Below are 14,186 nucleotides of genomic sequence, written 5' to 3'. Positions count from 1 at the left end.
TGGGATGGGGGTCGACTCACGACCGACGGATTAGTTTCGACTTTATCGTAGTTTTCACACGGAAGGCGAGACCTCGACCGGCGCCCTGCCCGTCACCTCGGCTCGTGCTTGGGCGCGGGCTTCGGGGTCGTCTGCTGGCTGGTCTGCGGGCTCGTCGGGGTTGGGCTGTTGGCGGGCGGCGAGGGCTTCGCGGATTTGGGCCATGCCGCGGGCGCGGCGGTCGTCGGTTTCGGGGTCGTGGTCGCAGACCTGGGTGCCGCGGTAGCCGTCGGGGTCGCAGAGCGTGCAGGCGTCGATGGCGGTGCGGCGTGCGGCGGCTTGGGCTTCGCGGTCGGCTCGGCGGGCTTCGGCGGCTCGGGCTCGGTCGGTGGCGGCGTGGGCTTCGGCGGCGAGCCGGGCGGTGCGGCAGTCGCCGCAGGCGTCGGCCGTGCCGTTCGGGTGGCGCGGGCAGCTGGAAGGTGGTGGTTCGTTGCCGGGCGAAAGTTGTTCGCGCTCGTAACGTTCCCTACTTACGTAACCACCTTCTTTGGAGCTGGAGCTAGGAGCTGGAGCAGGAGCTGGTAGGGAACCCTCCCCCAAACCTTCCCCCTGGGTTTGGGGGTAACCCACCCCGTAACCTTCCCCCAAATCTTGGGGTAAACCTTCCCCTAAACCTACGGGGTGATTGTGGGGGTTCCGCTCCCCGCAACCGACCGCCTGCGCTACCCCCTGCGGCATCGGAAGCGCCGCCGGATCGACCGTCTTGCGGGTCAGGATCTCCGCCACGCGATCGACGCCCCAGCCCTTCAATGCGGGCTGCTTCTCGTGCAGCCGGAGCAGCTGGTGGACGATCACGCCGCGCAGCGAACGCGACGCGAGGTCGGCGTACGCGTTGGCGAACGACACGGACACCTTCGGGTTCTTCAGCAGGCCGTCGTGCTTGACGAACGAGCGGATCAGGTACTCCTCGGTGTCCTCGTCGACGACGATGAACAGGTGCTCGATGAGCTCGGCGGCCGCCGCCTGCACAGCGCGCGTGGTCCATCCGCGGGCAAGCTGCGCGATGCGGCCGGGCCGCCAGTCCCCGACGCCGGCATACGACAGCGACGGGCTGGTCAGGAGCACGAAGTACAGGTGCTGCGCGGCCGGCGAGAGAAGGTCGGTCCAGTCGTCGTCGCCCCAGATATCGAGGCGGATCGGTGCGTGCTCGCGGGCCATCAGACCTCCTGCAGTCGTGGTGTGAGGACTCGCCAGCGGCCGTCGGGCTGCTGCTCGAGGAGGCCCGCGGCGACGAGGGTGTCGCGGGTCTGCTTGTACGAGAGCCGGGCGACGGTGGCGGCGTCGACGGAGCTGTCGGGGGCGCCCTGCGCGTCGGCGTGGACGGCGAGGGTGAGGTACACGGCGCGGGGCCGGGTGGGCATGTCGAGGAGGGTCGGATGGTCAGCAACCCAGGGCGTGAGGATCACGGGTGCGCTCCCTTCGTTTTCACCGGATAGCGTATCGCTTTTCAGTGCACTAATCGTATTTGCTCCGCGTTTTGTGTGTCACCAGAGCATCCCTTGTCCGACGTACTCGGGTTCGGCCGGCACGACGTGGACGTCCTCCAGGATCACGCCGAGGCGGGTGAGCTCGGCGACGGCGGCGTTCACGCGGTGGGGGTCGGTGCGGGGGTAGATGACCCAGCGCATGCACCAGCGGCACGGGTACGGGAAGTCCACGCCGTAGTTCGTCATGCCGCGGCTGACGTGCTCGATCGCCGCGTACTTCGACCACGGGGTGCGGCAGATCCGGATCGTGCGGACGTGGCCGGTGCCGGTGGACACCGGGTGTCGCGCGGGCCGGGTCGGGTTGGCGCAGCGGGCCATCGTGAACTGGTGGAAGAACGTCAGGTGGGAGTCGTCGATGACTCCGGGCGTGCCGGTGCGGACCCAGTCCGGGAGGGCGCGCGACCACGCCTGGAGCTCGGGGACGGTGACCGCGATGTCCTTCTGGTGGTCACCGGGGTGGAGCGTGACGTGGATTCCGTCGGGCCCGATGTGGCCGCCGGACATGGCTCCGGCAACCCAGTAGCCGTCGACGGGCTTCATCGTGGTGATCGCCGCGGCGGTCGGGTCGGCGACGAGCGCGACCGCTTCGGTGAAGCTGGAGAAGCACCGGAGCGCGGTGAGCTGGTCGGCGGTCAGGGGCGTCACGCTGCCGACTCCATGACGATGAGAGCGAGCTCGGCCAGGTAGGCGTTGATCGCGCTGCCGGAGCAGTGGAGCAGGCGGGCGGCCTGGGTGCGGGTGAGTTGGCCTTCGGTGACGAGCTGCACGATGCGGGCGCGATCGGCGGGGTCGGTGACGTGGACGGGGCTCGGCTGGCGGAGCGGCCCGCGGTACGCGGTGAGGGCGCGCTGCACGGCGAGCGGGTCATGGTCGTCGGGGTTGCCGAGGCGGAGGCCCTTCGGCTGCGGCATGGTTCAGTCCTTCGTGGTAGAGGCACCGGCGCGCTTGCGCCGGCTGGCAGCAGTGCGGGCTCGATTGCAGGCGCGGCAGTGCCGCCACCTGCGTGGCCCGATGTAGGTGGTGTTCTCGGGCGTGAACTCGTGCCCGTTCTTGCAGTGGGTCTTCGACGCCATGTGGTGCTCGCCGGCACGAACGACGTCGAGCGCGTTCTCCTGGCGCGTGTCCCACCGCAGGTTGATCAGGTGGTTGTTGGCTGGGTTGCCGTCGTTGTGGCAGCACTCCGTGCCCTCCGGCGCTGGACCGACGAACGCCTCCAGCACCAGCCGGTGGACCCAGACCGTCCTCCCGTGTCCATCGCGGAACAGTCTGGTGCGCCGATGGCTCCCGTTTCGCGGACCGCCGTCGTGCTGGCTGATCGCCCGCGACTGGACCGTGAGCAGATGTCCGTTGCGCTGCTGAATCTTCCGAGCGACGCTGCGCACGCGGCCGTGGTCGCTCACCTCGTACAGACCCTCGTAGCCGGGAACAGCCCGCCACGTCTCGCTCACGCGTCCTCGCCCTTCGTAGAGGTGATGAGCTGCACGGGGACGTGCACGACCTCGTTGGTCATCAACAGAATCGCGTATAGGCCGTTCACGGGGCCGGCCTTGACGATCCCGAACACGGCGACGCCGAGGGCGGGCATGTGCTGGACCTGGCCGGAGTCGAGGCGGAGGACGCGCACAACGGTGCCGATCGGGTGGTGGATCACGGGTGCTCCTCGTAGGTCCAGGTGCCGTGGAGCGCGCTGTCGGGGTTGCCGTGGTAGGTCCAGGTGCCGATGAGCTGGTCGCCGCGCCAGCGCTGGATTTCCGTGTCTCGGTCGGTGTTCCAGTGGATGAGGCGGTGCCGCCGGAGGCGGGGAGTTGCGATCTTCGCGGCCTGCAGGGAGCCGTAGACGCCCCATGTGGTGTCCGATTCCTCGTAGTCCTGCTGGGGGTCGACGACGAGGAACGCCTCGGCGCTGTGCTTCGTCGCGGTCACCGTCGGCCGCCCTTCTTGGCGTGGCGGGCAGCGTTGCCCTTCCGCCACTGGTCGGCGTGCGGGCACGTCGCGAAATGACTGCGGTAGAGGACGTTCCCGTCGGCGCGGGCGCCGGCGATCTGGCCGGGCCGCATCACGGTGGCGCGGACCGGGACCGGCTCCCCCGGCTTGTGCGCGATGCTGGGGTCGCGAGCGAGGAGGATGTTGCCGTTCGGGTGCGGGTCGGCGTCGACCATCATGGGGTGCCCGGACTTCAGCTCGGGGTTGGTGACGGTCCAGATGACGCGCGCGGAGCACGAGCGGCAGTTCACGATCCGGTACACGTTCTGCGCGCGCGTCACGACCGGGCCTCCTTCAGCTCGCGGGTGAGGCGGGTGATGGTGCCGCGCAACGGCGCGTTCGCCCGCTCGGCCTTCTCTGCGCGCTTGAGTGCGTCGACAGCGCGATCGTCCTCCAGCGACAGCATCACGTACCCGTCGTCGAGCCCTTCCACCCCGCGCAGAACGTGCGTGATCCGACGCTCGACGCCGGTGTAGAAGCCGTTGTCCGCGGTCAGGAACTCGATCGTGTCGCCGGCCTGGAAGTCACGGTCGTCGTACCGCACCTCGGCGGTCTTCTCGTGTGCGCGGACCCGCTGCAGCCAGCGGTCTTCGACTTTCAGGAGGTGCTTCATGCTGCGCCGCCGATCGTGTCGTCGGCGCCGGGGATCTGCCGGTTCGTGTAGCCGAGGCCGAGGCGCGCCCCGGCCACGATCGCGACGCGGCGCGTGCGCTCCGCGACCGTGTCGGTCAGCGGGATCCACGCCGCCAGCGTCAGGATCAACCTGCCCGGCGAGCTGCGGGTCCGCGCACAGGCTCTCGGCCTTCGCCAGCACCTCGTCGAGGCTGGGGTTGAACATGAGGTCGTCGGCGAGCTCCTGCGCGAGGGCGGCGACGTGCTCTTCGGAGCGGTACATCATCGGGGTCTTCCTTCGAGGGGATGGACATGGAACCGGGCGGCGGCGCGGGCCGCGAGTGGGCCGGCGCGCCGCCGCCCGGGTCATGGGGTGACGAGGCGTCGTCAGGCGCCGTCGGAGAACATCGCGGTGACGTTCTCGGGCACGCGGCCCTCGCCGTCCCGCTCGGGCAGCACGTCCGCGGCGGGCGGCACGTGATCGCCGCCGGCGTCGGGCACGTAGTCGCCGTACTCGTCGCGCGGCAGCTCGTTCGGGTCGTCGTCGATGCTCATCTGCCCCGGGATCTCGCCGTCGGGGCCCTTGCGGCCCTTGAGCGTCCCGACGTTGCCGACGGTGGTCTCGCGGACCGCGAACTTCGCGAAGTCTCGCGTCCCGCTGGCGAGCTGCTCCGTACCGACCGAGGTGCACTCGACCGTCACCTGCAGCACGCGGATCTCGCCGACCTGCGGGTGGTGCTCGAAGAGGTCCTCGGGCGAGCCTGCGAACTTCCACTTCGAGCCGCCCGCGCCCTCGGACGCACCGTCTACCGTGTTGACCTGCATGATCTACTTCCCTTCGTTGTCGGCTGCGGCTGCGGCCTGGTCTCGCTGCGCGAACGCGGCGTCGATCGCGGTGATGTCGTCGGAGGTGAGGTCGTCGAGCCCCGTCACCTCCCGGCCGGCCCACGAGGTCAGGGCGTCCGGGATCATGTCGTCGGGCAGCTTCTCGTCGTCGAACCGCTTCTGGACCCGGTCGCGCTGCGCCTTCGTCGCCTTCTTCGGGCCCGCGGTCTCCTCGAAGACCTCCGCCGCCTCCGCGTCGACGACCGGCGGCGCCTCGATCTCGGCGGGCACCTGCGGCACCACGTCGACGATGTCCGCGGCGTGAGCGTCCGTACCGTCGCGCTGCGTCTCGTCGAGCGCCGACGCCTGCGTCAGCTCCGTCGACATCGGCAGCCACTTCGCGAGCTGCTTCACCGCGGTCTTCTTCGCCATCGCCGCCCAGTCGGTCACCCAAGGCCCGTTCCGGCCAGCCCGCGACCGCGAGCGGATCGCCTCGACCTCGGGGATCGACAGCACCTCGAACGCGAAGCCGCCCTCCTTGAACACCGCGACGGCGTACACGTAGACCGGGGCGCCGCGGTCGCCCGTGGCGGGCTTGTGCACCAGGTCGCGGCGCAGACCAAGCTGGTAGTCGAAGTCGTCGTGCTCGTAGACGACCTGGGCGTGGATGTCCTGCAGGGCGCCGGACTGCCAGGCCAGCTTGATCAGGCCCTTGTAGCCGGGGATGAACGTGACGGTGTTGCCGTAGGGCACGAGGTACGCCTCGCCGAGCGGGCCCGGCTCGAGGCCGAGCTGCGACGCGGTGAGCAGCGCGCCGAGGAACGACTCCGGCGTGCACCGGGCGAGCGCCGGGGTCTGCTTGAGCACGGTGGTCGCGATGCGCGCCATCCGCTCGGGATTCATGTGCCGCGGCAGCGCCTTCGCGATCTCCGGCTGCATCCGCTGGATGAGCTGCTGCAGCGTCGGCTGACCGCCGGCCTGCTGGTTGGCGACGGACTGCTGCGCCCGCTGCGCGAGGTTGGTTCCCATGGATTCGGTTCTCCTACTTCTTCTTCGGGTTGGGGATTCGGATGGATACGGACTGGTAGCGGCGGAACAGGTCGGGGCTCTCGGTCTTCATCCGGGCGCGGTCGACGACCTCGACCTTGTGGAGCCACTCCGGGGCGGTCGGCTCCTCGGCCATGAAGTCCTTCTCGCGGAACTGGCCGCGCTGCAGCCGCACTAGCGGCTCGCCGGCCTCGTCGGTGAGGACGTCCGCGCCCTGCATCAACGCCAGCAGCTCGTTCTTCGCCTTGGCCTTCCGCGCGAGCGCCGCCTTCTCATCGGCCTGGGCCACGCGGTAATCGAGCACCGCGTCCGCGACGGCGAGCGGGCGATCGGTCACCCGCTCCACGCCGTGCTGCCGGGCCCACACCGCGCCGATCGCCTGCTCCGTCGCGGAGCTGCCGTCGATCGCCGGCTGCACGTCCGGCACGATGTGCTCGTCCCACAGCCGGGCCTCGGCCTCGTTGATCAGCGCGATCAGCTCGTCGTCGCGCGGCACGAACTCCCAGCGGAGCCGGTTCCCGCCGACCAGGCCCACGACGTACGCGCCGTCGGCGCCCGTCACCGCGCAGCCGTGCTGCACCTGCAGCTCCGCGTGATCCGGTACCTCGCCGTCGACCCACTCGTGCGCGAGCCACTGGCTGGCGTTCTTGATCTCGACGAGCACGTTCTCGGTGAGCACCAGGCCGTCGGGGTTGTACAGCTGCCACGGCCGCTCGAGGGATCGCAGCGTCGGGCACGCGGTGACGTCCAGCTCGGTGCGGCGCGCGAACTCGTCGCGGATTACTGGCTCGAGGATGTTGCCCCACTCCATGGCCTCCGACGGGCCGTCGTCGTCCACGCCGCGGGCGGTCTTGTCGACCCACACGGAGAACGGCGACCCGTACTTGCCGAGGCCAAGGATTGCGGAGCAGTCCGACGACCCGATGCCGGTGCGGCGCAGTTCCAGCCACTCGGCGCGGTCCTTGTAGTGGCCGGCGAGTTCGGCGTGCTCGGCCCAGAACGGCGCGGTCATCGGGTGATCACCCCGCGGAAGCTGACGAACCACCGTCCGTCGCGCTTCACGATGAGGTAGCCGTCGGCGTCGCCGAAGTGGCGCCGGAACTCGTCCCGCTCAGCGTCCGCCGCGCCCTCGCCCGGGAACCCGGTGCGCGGCCACTTGAACCAGACGCCCTCCGCGGCCTGGAGCTGCTCCGCCATGTCCTCGCACCAGGCCGGCACTACCGGCGGCAGCGCGGCCACCCGCTCCAGCTCGATCACGACGCCACCGCCGCCTGGCACTCGGCCTCGGCCCGCGCGCACGCGGCGCACAGGTCGCCGTCGGGCGTCCACGTCAGGCACACCTCGCAGTGCGGGCCCTTCGGCTCGGGGAACGCCGGATCGGCCGGCGACCACACGATCGCCATCACGCCACCGCCTTCGCGAACGGCGGGTTCTCCAACAGCGGCCACCCAGAATCGACGGTCTCCCAACGCAGATCACCCTGGCCCTGCCAGAACGCGCGCAGCGAGTCCTTCTTCCGCCGCGCCGCCGCGGCCTGCCACGCCAGCAGCTGCTCGAACGTCATCCCGTGCAGCGCGGCGAACGGCCCGCGCTGCGCCGCGGCGGCCCGACCCATGTGCCACGCCAGGTTCCCCGCCGCGCGCGCATCCGCATCGGCCGTGTGCGCGGCCGTCAGCTCCACGCCGTACGCGCGGGCGACCGCCTCCAGCTTGTAGGCGCCCGCGCCCTTCCGGCGGTTCAGCGCCTGATCCAGGACCAGCGGGTCAACGATCCACTCCGGCACCGTGAACCCGATGCCGAGACGCGCGCACTCCCGCACCAACAGCGTCAGATCGAACGGCACGTTGTACGCCACCAGAGCGGCGCCGTGCGTCGCCTCGTCGATCGCGTCCGCGATCTGCTGCACACCCGTCCGGTAGTCCATGCCGTGTTCAGCCGCGTGATCCGGCGTCACGCCGTGCGTCTCGACGGCCTGCGGCTCGAACTCGCAGTCCGGATTGAGGAGCCACTGCCGCGGCGCCGTGCGCGGCAGGATCAAGCACGCCGTGACGATCCGCTGCGGCGGCGCATCCAGTACCTCCGGACGCGGCCCGAGACCGGTCGTCTCGCAGTCGTAGGTGACCATCCGGCCGTCGTGCCAGGCGAAGGTCTCGCTCCACCGCGTCATGCCGACACCGCCTTACGCGCCGCCCACAGGCGGTTGCACGTCCGGCACCTTCGACGGCCATCGGTCCTGATGTGGGTGTTCGCGGGCGTGTACTCGTGGCCGTTCTTGCAGTGCGTCTGAGAGGCGAAGTACTCGAGATGCCGAGCGCGAAGCTCCCCGCGCTCGACGTTGACCAAGTGCGGCACGGCCTCCAAGTGGCTCGGGTTGCAGCACTTGGTGTTGCGGCAGAGATGATCGAGCTCGAGGCCGTCGGGCACCGGGCCCACGAGCAGCGTGTAGGTGATGACGTGAACGCGCTTCGAGATTCCAGCCTCACGCAGGGCCGTGAGGTTGACCTCGCCGTAGCCGTGGCGGTTGCATCGTTGCTGCCACTCCCAGCACTCTGCGTCGGTGACCGTGATCCGCGCCTTGATGTGCGCGACGGGGTCCGTGACCCGGCTCATCGCGCACCGCCGATCCGGCGCGCGCACACCGCGGGGTGGCGGCTGCGGTCGGCGGCCACGCGCCGGGCGCGGGCGTCGCGCCTCGCGTCGGCCAGCTCGAGCACCAGCAGGTGCAGGATCGCGATCAGGCCGACGAGGCCGAGGATGGTGAGGCCGTTCATGCTGCGACCGCCTCTCCGACGCGGAGTGCGGCGAGCCGGTCCAGGGCGGCGGGCGGGAGGACGAGGTCGACGATGCCGTCGGCGGCGTTGAGTTCGCGCTGGCGCTGGATCTGGTCGATGAGCGGCAGCTCGGCGTGCCGCTCGGTGAGCTCGTCGGCGGTCAGATCGAACGCGGGGCTGGTGGGTGCGAGGATGTTCACGCTGCATGTCCCTTGATGGAGGTGTGGCGGCCGGCGGCGGGGCTGTTCTTGGCGGAGTGGCCCGCTGCCGGTTCCTGGGTGAGGTGGGGGCCGAAGACGCGGCGTAGTACCGCGAGCTGCTGCGGGGAGTCGGGCGGCGGCCAGTCCCGGGTGAGCTCGTCGACGTACGCCTCGATCTCGGCGTCGAGGTCCGGCGCCGTCATGCCGACACAGCCTCACGATCGGGCTGCCAGACATTCAGCGGCGTGAGGCCGAGCGCCTTGCTCCAGGCGGTCATGAGCGGGCGACTCGCCTTCTTATGGCCCAGCTCGACGTTGCGGATCGTGTCGGGATGGACCTCTACGCCTTGCTCAGCGATCCGCTCAACCAGAGCCGCTACCGACAGCCCTAGCCCCTCCCTGAAGTCTCTGATTCGAATCTGCGGTCCGACGGGTTCGTTGATCATGTCGCCGACACTACCGACAGATACCGACAGATGCCAGCATTCCGTCGATTTTCGAACAGGTTTCTCCGATCTGGCCTGCAGAATGACAGACGTGTAAGAAGCAGACTGTTCGAAGGCTGCTGGTCAGAATCTGTCGATCTGCCGATAGACCTGTCGCCACATGTCCTGACAGGATGGGGGCATGGATTGGGAAAGGCTCGGCAACGAGGTCGCCGCCCGACGCGTGCAGTTGCGCCTCACGCAGCAGCAGGTGCAGGAGCGCGGCGGGCCTTCGGCGACCAAGCAACGTGAGCTCGAGAACGGTAGGACGTCGGTCCTCAGCGCGAGCAAACGCCGCGACCTTGAGCGCGCCCTGGACTGGCAACCAGGCAGCGTTGAAGCCATCCTCGACGGCGGCGACCCCACGCCCGCGCGTTTGGGTGAAGGCCTCGCCGCCCTCATTCCCGTCGGGATGGATCGCCGCGAGGAGTCGCTGTTGCTCCCGTCCTCCAAGGGCAATCCGGAGTACATCCAGCAGGCAGCGCGACTCGCTCGGCCGACGCGCGAGTACCGCCTCCTGGCGGCGAACCTGGACCTGGCGGAGAAGATCCTCGACCACGCCGAAGCGGCCGTGGAGCCATGGTCAAAGGCCGGGATCCGATCCCAGATGCCGTACATCGGCGACCTGCTCGACTCGGTCGCACGGTATTCCGACATCGTGAGCGGGCCTGAGTTCGAGTCGGTCCAGGGACGTGTTCGGCAGGACTCCGAGCGGTACGCCACCCAAAGACTCCGACTCGGCATGTCCCTCGGCATCGAAGGGACGGGCATGGGCGTCCGCGCAGCCCTCGGTGAAGACTGGGAGTCGAGAATCGACTGGTCGCAGCTTGAGCAATTCGAGGACGTCCGCAGAGCGATCGGCGAGCTCGAGGAAGCCTCGCGTGACCGCCATGGCGACGATGTCCACCTGGACTCGGCGAACTTCTTCAACAACGTGTTCAGCCGTTGGCTGCGAGCCCGCGGTGTCCTGGACGCCGACCAGGCTGACTTCGAGTTGGCCGCCCGTGATCTCGGCGCAGAGCCAGTCGGCCGGAAGGTCCGGCGCGCGCAGGACGAGGCCGGCGAGCTCCCCGATCCCGAAGGCCCGGAGGGCGGCGCGTGATGATGGCGTCGCCGTGGCCCTCGCACAAGGCCAACTACGTTCTGCGCAAGATCCTCTGCGCCAAGCTCGGTTACTCCAAGCTCGCGGGATCGCAAAGTGGGAGCCACGTATGGCTAGTCGCCGAAGGCAGGCCTCAGATACGCTGGGGATACCACGCCAAGCGGACCATCGCTGGGCAGGAACTCAAGAGGATCCTCGTCAAGGACGCAGGTCTCACGATCGAGGAAGCGAAGGAGGTGCTAGGGCTATGAAGAACCTTCACCTGGTGTTCACCAACTACGAAGGGTTCGGTTGGTCGATTCACAGTCCGCAGCTCCCGGGGCTGGCAGCCGGCCGCACGACGAGCACCGACATCGTGAATGACACCCCCGAGATCCTCCGGTTCGCTGGTGCCTCGACTGACGATGTGGGCGCGCCCAACGTCTACGTCCACGAGGAACATGCACGCACCGACCCGTACGGCAACGAGTACCTGATCAGGATGTACGGTCCTCCGAATGGCGATGCGAGCGATCGTGAGCATCTTGCGGGACTCGCCGCAGGGGCCGTCGACGATGGCATCTGGACGGACGCGGAACGCGCGAAACAGCCGTTGCTCAGCACCGAGGAAAGGCTGATCATCGTGGCCCTACCGACTGACACACTCGGTTGGATCCGCGACCAGATGGATTCGGATGACTCTGCCACCCTGATTGTGGCGGCCCCTGGCGTCGGGGCGAACGCCGTCTGGAATGTGCCCTATTCGGTTCCGGGCTTCGAGTCGAACCTCGGACGCGACCTCGTCGAGTTGGGCCTGTCCGACACTTCGACCGTCGACGAAATGCTGCGCGCGCTCCTGGCCGCAGACGCGGCGGTTCCCTCGAAGGCACTCCCCGAATCTACGGCGTTTCGACGCGAACTTACATCCGTGTAGTTCCTGGTCAGAGCGGTTTCTGTCGGTCCGTACGTGTACAACATCGGGCATGACGATCGAACGAGGAGCCTGGCACCCGTGGCGGGAGGCCCGCGCCCGGAACTGGCTGGAGATCCGCTTCGGCGACGTCGGCCACACCACGCTCGCCGGGTGCATCAACGGCCGGCGGATTCAGCTCGCCGACGACCTCACCCAAGCCGAACGACGCTGCACCATCGCGCACGAGCTCGTCCACGACGAACGCCGCGTGTACCCCCGCGACCCGGTCCTCCGAGCTCGCGAGGAGACCACGGTGCACGAGATCGCCGCGCGCCGGCTCATCGAGCTCGAGGACCTCGTCGACGTCCTCCGCTGGGCCCGGCACGCCACCGAGGTCGCCGACGAGCTGTGGGTCGACCTGCCGACACTCCTCGCCCGCGTCCGCGCGCTCACCGACGACGAACGAGCGTGGGTCGACGCCCAGGTGGAGGACCGGCCATGCTGACCGACCAGCAGCGCGCGATGCTCGACTTCGAGTCGTCATGGTGGCGGCAGCGCGGCTCGAAGGAGGACGCGATCACCGCCGCGTTTGGGGTGTCGCCGGTTCGGTACTACCAGCTGCTCAACCGGTGCTTGGATGATCCCGAGGCGGTGGCCTACTCCCCCACGACCGTCCGCCGCCTGCAACGTATCCGCGCGCCGAGAAGGGCCAACCACGATGACGACTGACCTCCGGAGGCCCACCCGCACGACGATCGCCTCCAGCGCCGCAGCCGCGCTGCTCGCGCTCGCCGCGGGCTGCTCCAGCACAGACTCGCCGACCACCGCGCCGGCGCCCTCGGTCGCCGCCACGTCCGCCGAGACCTCACCCGCCGCGCCGCCCGGGTCCGCGAAGGCCAAGGCGGTCTCTCTCACCGACGCGCTCACCGCCGCCGGCGCGCAGTGCACCACCGGCACCAAGGGGCAGGACTGCACCCTCAGCGGCGTCAAGCTGACCCTGTCGAGCGGGACTTGGGGATCGGACACCGCGCTACGGCGCCGCGCGTGCACCGAGGGCTACGTGAACAGCACCTACAAGGTCATCACCGACGGCCGCGACATGATCACCACCGACTTCAACAAGGACCTCGCGGCGATCATCACCGCGCTCCGCGAACACGGTGCCGACCCGCGCGAGGCCAGCTACTGCCCGTAGACGATCCTCGGCTAGATTCGCTCGATCAGCACGTCGGCTGGGCGGAACTTCGCCACGCCCCGGGCCGTCGTCGGCATCACGCGCACCGTCAACATCGACTGGATCACCTCGCGCTTCTCCACCACCGTCAGCTCGTCCCAGTCGTCCGGGTTCTCTGCCAGCCGCCCGATGAGCGGAGACCGATACGACGCCCGAGCTCGCGCCAGCGCGGCGTCGATCTGTGGCTGCAGCTTCTTCTCGATCGCCGCCAGCGCGCGGGGCGAAGGACCGCCCGGCTCCGCCGCGGCGAGCGTGAACTCGTCCAGGCGGGCCTGGAGGTCTACTGCCTCCCTGCGCGCGGCCGCGGCCATCACACCACCGTCGTCGCCGAGCTGCGCCCGGTCGATCTTCCGGATCCGCGCCAGCGTCGCGCGCACGACCATCTTCTCGAGCGGCTTCGCCTGCCGTCTCACGTGCAGCCCGTCGCTGCACGCGTACGCCGGTGGCGCGCTGATCTTCTGGGCCGACGGCGGCCAGTAGTGACGCATCCCCGCGCCACACACGCCGCACCGCGCGATCCCGGCCAGCAGGTGCCGCACCGGCACGCCGCCACCGCCGCTCGCGCGGCGGGCCGGGTCAGCGAACGCCGCGATGATCTGATCGCGCTGCTCCGGCGACCACAGCGCCGGCCAGTTCGCCTCACCGACGACCTTCCCCTGATGCACGCGCAGGCCCGCATAAGACGCGAGGTGGAGCCGGTCGCGCATCTGCCTGTGCGTGCCCGTCACACCGTGCTCGTTCGCCCAGCGGGTCACCTCCCGCAGCGTCTCGCCCGCGAGGATCCGGCGGGCCGCCTCCTGCATCACCGGCGCGACCTCGTCGGGCTCCCACGTGACCGTGCGGCCCGTGCGCGGATCGCGGACCGGCCGGTAGCCCGGCGGGTTCTTCCCATGGGGCCGCCCTTCCGCCGCCGCCGACCGCTTCCCGCGGAGCACGCGGGCGCGGATCTGCTCAGCCTCCTTCTCCGCGAGCAGCGCGTCGAGGCCCGTGCCGAACCGGTCGTCGCCGTCGGAGAGGTCGAAGACGCGGCCGTTGTACGCCCATTTCACGCCACGGTCCGCGCACAGGTTCCGCAGCTCGACGTAGGCCGCGAGGTCGCGCTGCGCTCGGCTGGCCTCCCACGTGACGAGGACGTCGCCCGGGCTCAGGATCTCCTTCAGCTCGCGGTACGCGGGCCGGTCCTTCCCGCTGTAGCGGCTGGCGCCGATGTCGTTGTCGGTGAGGACGCGGGTCACGTTCCAGCCCTGGCGATCGCAGAACTCGCGGCACTCCCGCTCCTGCTCCTGCACGGACCTCGTCCCGTGATCCTGGGACACCCGGGCGTAGATCACCGCATCCATGCTGGTCATCATATCTGAACCTATACATGCACTTGTCTGAAGCGGGCGATCCGGTGCAGATCTCCGCGATCCGCACGGAGAACATCGGCCAGCAGTTCTACGGCTTCTTCCGCCCGACCGGCTGAGCCTCGTGCGGTCGGATCCTCCAGCCGACGCCGAGGTGGCCCGGT

The 14,186-nt window shown here is 69.5% G+C and carries 27 protein-coding genes; 5 read left to right on the top strand and 22 right to left on the bottom strand.

Going from position 1 to position 14,186, the window contains the following annotated elements; translation table 11 throughout:
- Positions 1-54 precede the first annotated feature (54 nt).
- From ACLQ3K_RS21980 to ACLQ3K_RS21880, 21 genes are all read right to left on the bottom strand, one after another.
- Positions 55-1,197 carry a hypothetical protein gene (locus tag ACLQ3K_RS21980; RefSeq protein ID WP_426001578.1) on the bottom strand — a complete coding sequence of 381 codons (1,143 nt, stop codon included), beginning with the start codon at positions 1,195-1,197 and terminating at the stop codon, positions 55-57.
- Entirely contained in the window at positions 1,197-1,400 is a 204-nt protein-coding gene (locus ACLQ3K_RS21975; RefSeq protein WP_426001577.1) for a hypothetical protein, read from the bottom strand. The genes ACLQ3K_RS21980 and ACLQ3K_RS21975 overlap by 1 nt, the downstream gene beginning before the upstream one ends.
- Before the next feature lie 123 nt (positions 1,401-1,523).
- Positions 1,524-2,171 (bottom strand): hypothetical protein, encoded by a 648-nt coding sequence (locus tag ACLQ3K_RS21970; RefSeq protein ID WP_426001575.1) that lies wholly within the window; start codon positions 2,169-2,171, stop codon positions 1,524-1,526.
- Positions 2,168-2,437 (bottom strand): hypothetical protein, encoded by a 270-nt coding sequence (locus tag ACLQ3K_RS21965; RefSeq protein ID WP_426001574.1) that lies wholly within the window; start codon positions 2,435-2,437, stop codon positions 2,168-2,170. Before ACLQ3K_RS21965 ends, ACLQ3K_RS21970 begins: the two co-directional genes overlap by 4 nt.
- 3 nt (positions 2,438-2,440) lie before the next feature.
- Positions 2,441-2,974, bottom strand: a complete 534-nt coding sequence (locus tag ACLQ3K_RS21960) for an NUMOD4 motif-containing HNH endonuclease (RefSeq protein WP_426001572.1) — start codon at positions 2,972-2,974, stop codon at positions 2,441-2,443.
- Entirely contained in the window at positions 2,971-3,177 is a 207-nt protein-coding gene (locus ACLQ3K_RS21955) for a hypothetical protein (protein ID WP_426001570.1), read from the bottom strand. The genes ACLQ3K_RS21960 and ACLQ3K_RS21955 overlap by 4 nt, the downstream gene beginning before the upstream one ends.
- Positions 3,174-3,449: a hypothetical protein gene (locus ACLQ3K_RS21950; RefSeq protein ID WP_426001568.1), complete on the bottom strand. Its 276-nt coding sequence runs from the start codon at positions 3,447-3,449 to the stop codon at positions 3,174-3,176. Before ACLQ3K_RS21950 ends, ACLQ3K_RS21955 begins: the two co-directional genes overlap by 4 nt.
- Entirely contained in the window at positions 3,446-3,790 is a 345-nt protein-coding gene (locus tag ACLQ3K_RS21945) for a hypothetical protein (RefSeq protein WP_426001566.1), read from the bottom strand. The genes ACLQ3K_RS21950 and ACLQ3K_RS21945 overlap by 4 nt, the downstream gene beginning before the upstream one ends.
- Positions 3,787-4,122: a DUF3850 domain-containing protein gene (locus ACLQ3K_RS21940; protein WP_426001565.1), complete on the bottom strand. Its 336-nt coding sequence runs from the start codon at positions 4,120-4,122 to the stop codon at positions 3,787-3,789. Before ACLQ3K_RS21940 ends, ACLQ3K_RS21945 begins: the two co-directional genes overlap by 4 nt.
- Positions 4,119-4,271: a hypothetical protein gene (locus tag ACLQ3K_RS21935; protein ID WP_426001563.1), complete on the bottom strand. Its 153-nt coding sequence runs from the start codon at positions 4,269-4,271 to the stop codon at positions 4,119-4,121. The genes ACLQ3K_RS21940 and ACLQ3K_RS21935 overlap by 4 nt, the downstream gene beginning before the upstream one ends.
- 237 nt (positions 4,272-4,508) lie before the next feature.
- Positions 4,509-4,946: a DUF7171 family protein gene (locus tag ACLQ3K_RS21930; RefSeq protein WP_426001561.1), complete on the bottom strand. Its 438-nt coding sequence runs from the start codon at positions 4,944-4,946 to the stop codon at positions 4,509-4,511.
- 3 nt (positions 4,947-4,949) lie between these two features.
- Entirely contained in the window at positions 4,950-5,975 is a 1,026-nt protein-coding gene (locus ACLQ3K_RS21925; RefSeq protein WP_426001559.1) for a recombinase RecT, read from the bottom strand.
- A gap of 13 nt (positions 5,976-5,988) precedes the next feature.
- Positions 5,989-7,005, bottom strand: a complete 1,017-nt coding sequence (locus ACLQ3K_RS21920) for a YqaJ viral recombinase family protein (protein WP_426001557.1) — start codon at positions 7,003-7,005, stop codon at positions 5,989-5,991.
- Positions 7,002-7,250: a hypothetical protein gene (locus ACLQ3K_RS21915; protein WP_426001555.1), complete on the bottom strand. Its 249-nt coding sequence runs from the start codon at positions 7,248-7,250 to the stop codon at positions 7,002-7,004. Before ACLQ3K_RS21915 ends, ACLQ3K_RS21920 begins: the two co-directional genes overlap by 4 nt.
- Positions 7,247-7,396: a hypothetical protein gene (locus tag ACLQ3K_RS21910; RefSeq protein ID WP_426001553.1), complete on the bottom strand. Its 150-nt coding sequence runs from the start codon at positions 7,394-7,396 to the stop codon at positions 7,247-7,249. Before ACLQ3K_RS21910 ends, ACLQ3K_RS21915 begins: the two co-directional genes overlap by 4 nt.
- The gene (locus tag ACLQ3K_RS21905) at positions 7,396-8,160 is read right to left on the bottom strand and encodes an exonuclease domain-containing protein (protein ID WP_426001552.1); all 765 of its coding nucleotides are present in this window, start codon (positions 8,158-8,160) and stop codon (positions 7,396-7,398) included. Before ACLQ3K_RS21905 ends, ACLQ3K_RS21910 begins: the two co-directional genes overlap by 1 nt.
- Positions 8,157-8,603, bottom strand: a complete 447-nt coding sequence (locus ACLQ3K_RS21900; RefSeq protein WP_426001551.1) for an HNH endonuclease signature motif containing protein — start codon at positions 8,601-8,603, stop codon at positions 8,157-8,159. The genes ACLQ3K_RS21905 and ACLQ3K_RS21900 overlap by 4 nt, the downstream gene beginning before the upstream one ends.
- Complete coding sequence (locus tag ACLQ3K_RS21895) at positions 8,600-8,764, bottom strand: hypothetical protein (protein ID WP_426001550.1); 165 nt, start codon at positions 8,762-8,764, stop codon at positions 8,600-8,602. The genes ACLQ3K_RS21900 and ACLQ3K_RS21895 overlap by 4 nt, the downstream gene beginning before the upstream one ends.
- Positions 8,761-8,964: a hypothetical protein gene (locus ACLQ3K_RS21890; RefSeq protein ID WP_426001549.1), complete on the bottom strand. Its 204-nt coding sequence runs from the start codon at positions 8,962-8,964 to the stop codon at positions 8,761-8,763. The genes ACLQ3K_RS21895 and ACLQ3K_RS21890 overlap by 4 nt, the downstream gene beginning before the upstream one ends.
- A complete protein-coding gene (locus ACLQ3K_RS21885; RefSeq protein ID WP_426001548.1) occupies positions 8,961-9,167 on the bottom strand; it encodes a hypothetical protein in 207 nt (68 codons plus the stop codon). The genes ACLQ3K_RS21890 and ACLQ3K_RS21885 overlap by 4 nt, the downstream gene beginning before the upstream one ends.
- The gene (locus ACLQ3K_RS21880; protein WP_426001547.1) at positions 9,164-9,409 is read right to left on the bottom strand and encodes a helix-turn-helix domain-containing protein; all 246 of its coding nucleotides are present in this window, start codon (positions 9,407-9,409) and stop codon (positions 9,164-9,166) included. Before ACLQ3K_RS21880 ends, ACLQ3K_RS21885 begins: the two co-directional genes overlap by 4 nt.
- Before the next feature lie 181 nt (positions 9,410-9,590).
- Between ACLQ3K_RS21880 and ACLQ3K_RS21875 the strand changes: the two genes are divergently transcribed.
- From ACLQ3K_RS21875 to ACLQ3K_RS21855, 5 genes are all read left to right on the top strand, one after another.
- On the top strand, positions 9,591-10,550 hold the full coding sequence (locus tag ACLQ3K_RS21875) for a hypothetical protein (RefSeq protein WP_426001546.1): 960 nt from the start codon (positions 9,591-9,593) through the stop codon (positions 10,548-10,550).
- Positions 10,551-10,797: 247 nt separating this feature from the next.
- On the top strand, positions 10,798-11,463 hold the full coding sequence (locus ACLQ3K_RS21870; protein ID WP_426001545.1) for a hypothetical protein: 666 nt from the start codon (positions 10,798-10,800) through the stop codon (positions 11,461-11,463).
- Between the two features lie 49 nt (positions 11,464-11,512).
- Positions 11,513-11,947, top strand: a complete 435-nt coding sequence (locus tag ACLQ3K_RS21865; protein WP_426001544.1) for a hypothetical protein — start codon at positions 11,513-11,515, stop codon at positions 11,945-11,947.
- On the top strand, positions 11,941-12,171 hold the full coding sequence (locus ACLQ3K_RS21860) for a DUF3263 domain-containing protein (RefSeq protein ID WP_426001542.1): 231 nt from the start codon (positions 11,941-11,943) through the stop codon (positions 12,169-12,171). Before ACLQ3K_RS21865 ends, ACLQ3K_RS21860 begins: the two co-directional genes overlap by 7 nt.
- Entirely contained in the window at positions 12,161-12,637 is a 477-nt protein-coding gene (locus tag ACLQ3K_RS21855; RefSeq protein WP_426001541.1) for a hypothetical protein, read from the top strand. The genes ACLQ3K_RS21860 and ACLQ3K_RS21855 overlap by 11 nt, the downstream gene beginning before the upstream one ends.
- Positions 12,638-12,648: 11 nt before the next feature.
- On the opposite strand, the gene ACLQ3K_RS21850 is transcribed toward ACLQ3K_RS21855, so the two are convergent.
- Entirely contained in the window at positions 12,649-14,025 is a 1,377-nt protein-coding gene (locus ACLQ3K_RS21850) for a recombinase family protein (protein WP_426001540.1), read from the bottom strand.
- Positions 14,026-14,186: the final 161 nt, after the last annotated feature.

Origin of the sequence: Tsukamurella sp. DT100 (assembly GCF_049844855.1) — a bacterium.
In the GTDB taxonomy this organism is placed as follows: Bacteria; Actinomycetota; Actinomycetes; order Mycobacteriales; family Mycobacteriaceae; genus Tsukamurella.
Note: the sequence above shows the minus strand (reverse complement) of the source record. Positions and strands in the feature narration are given on the sequence as shown.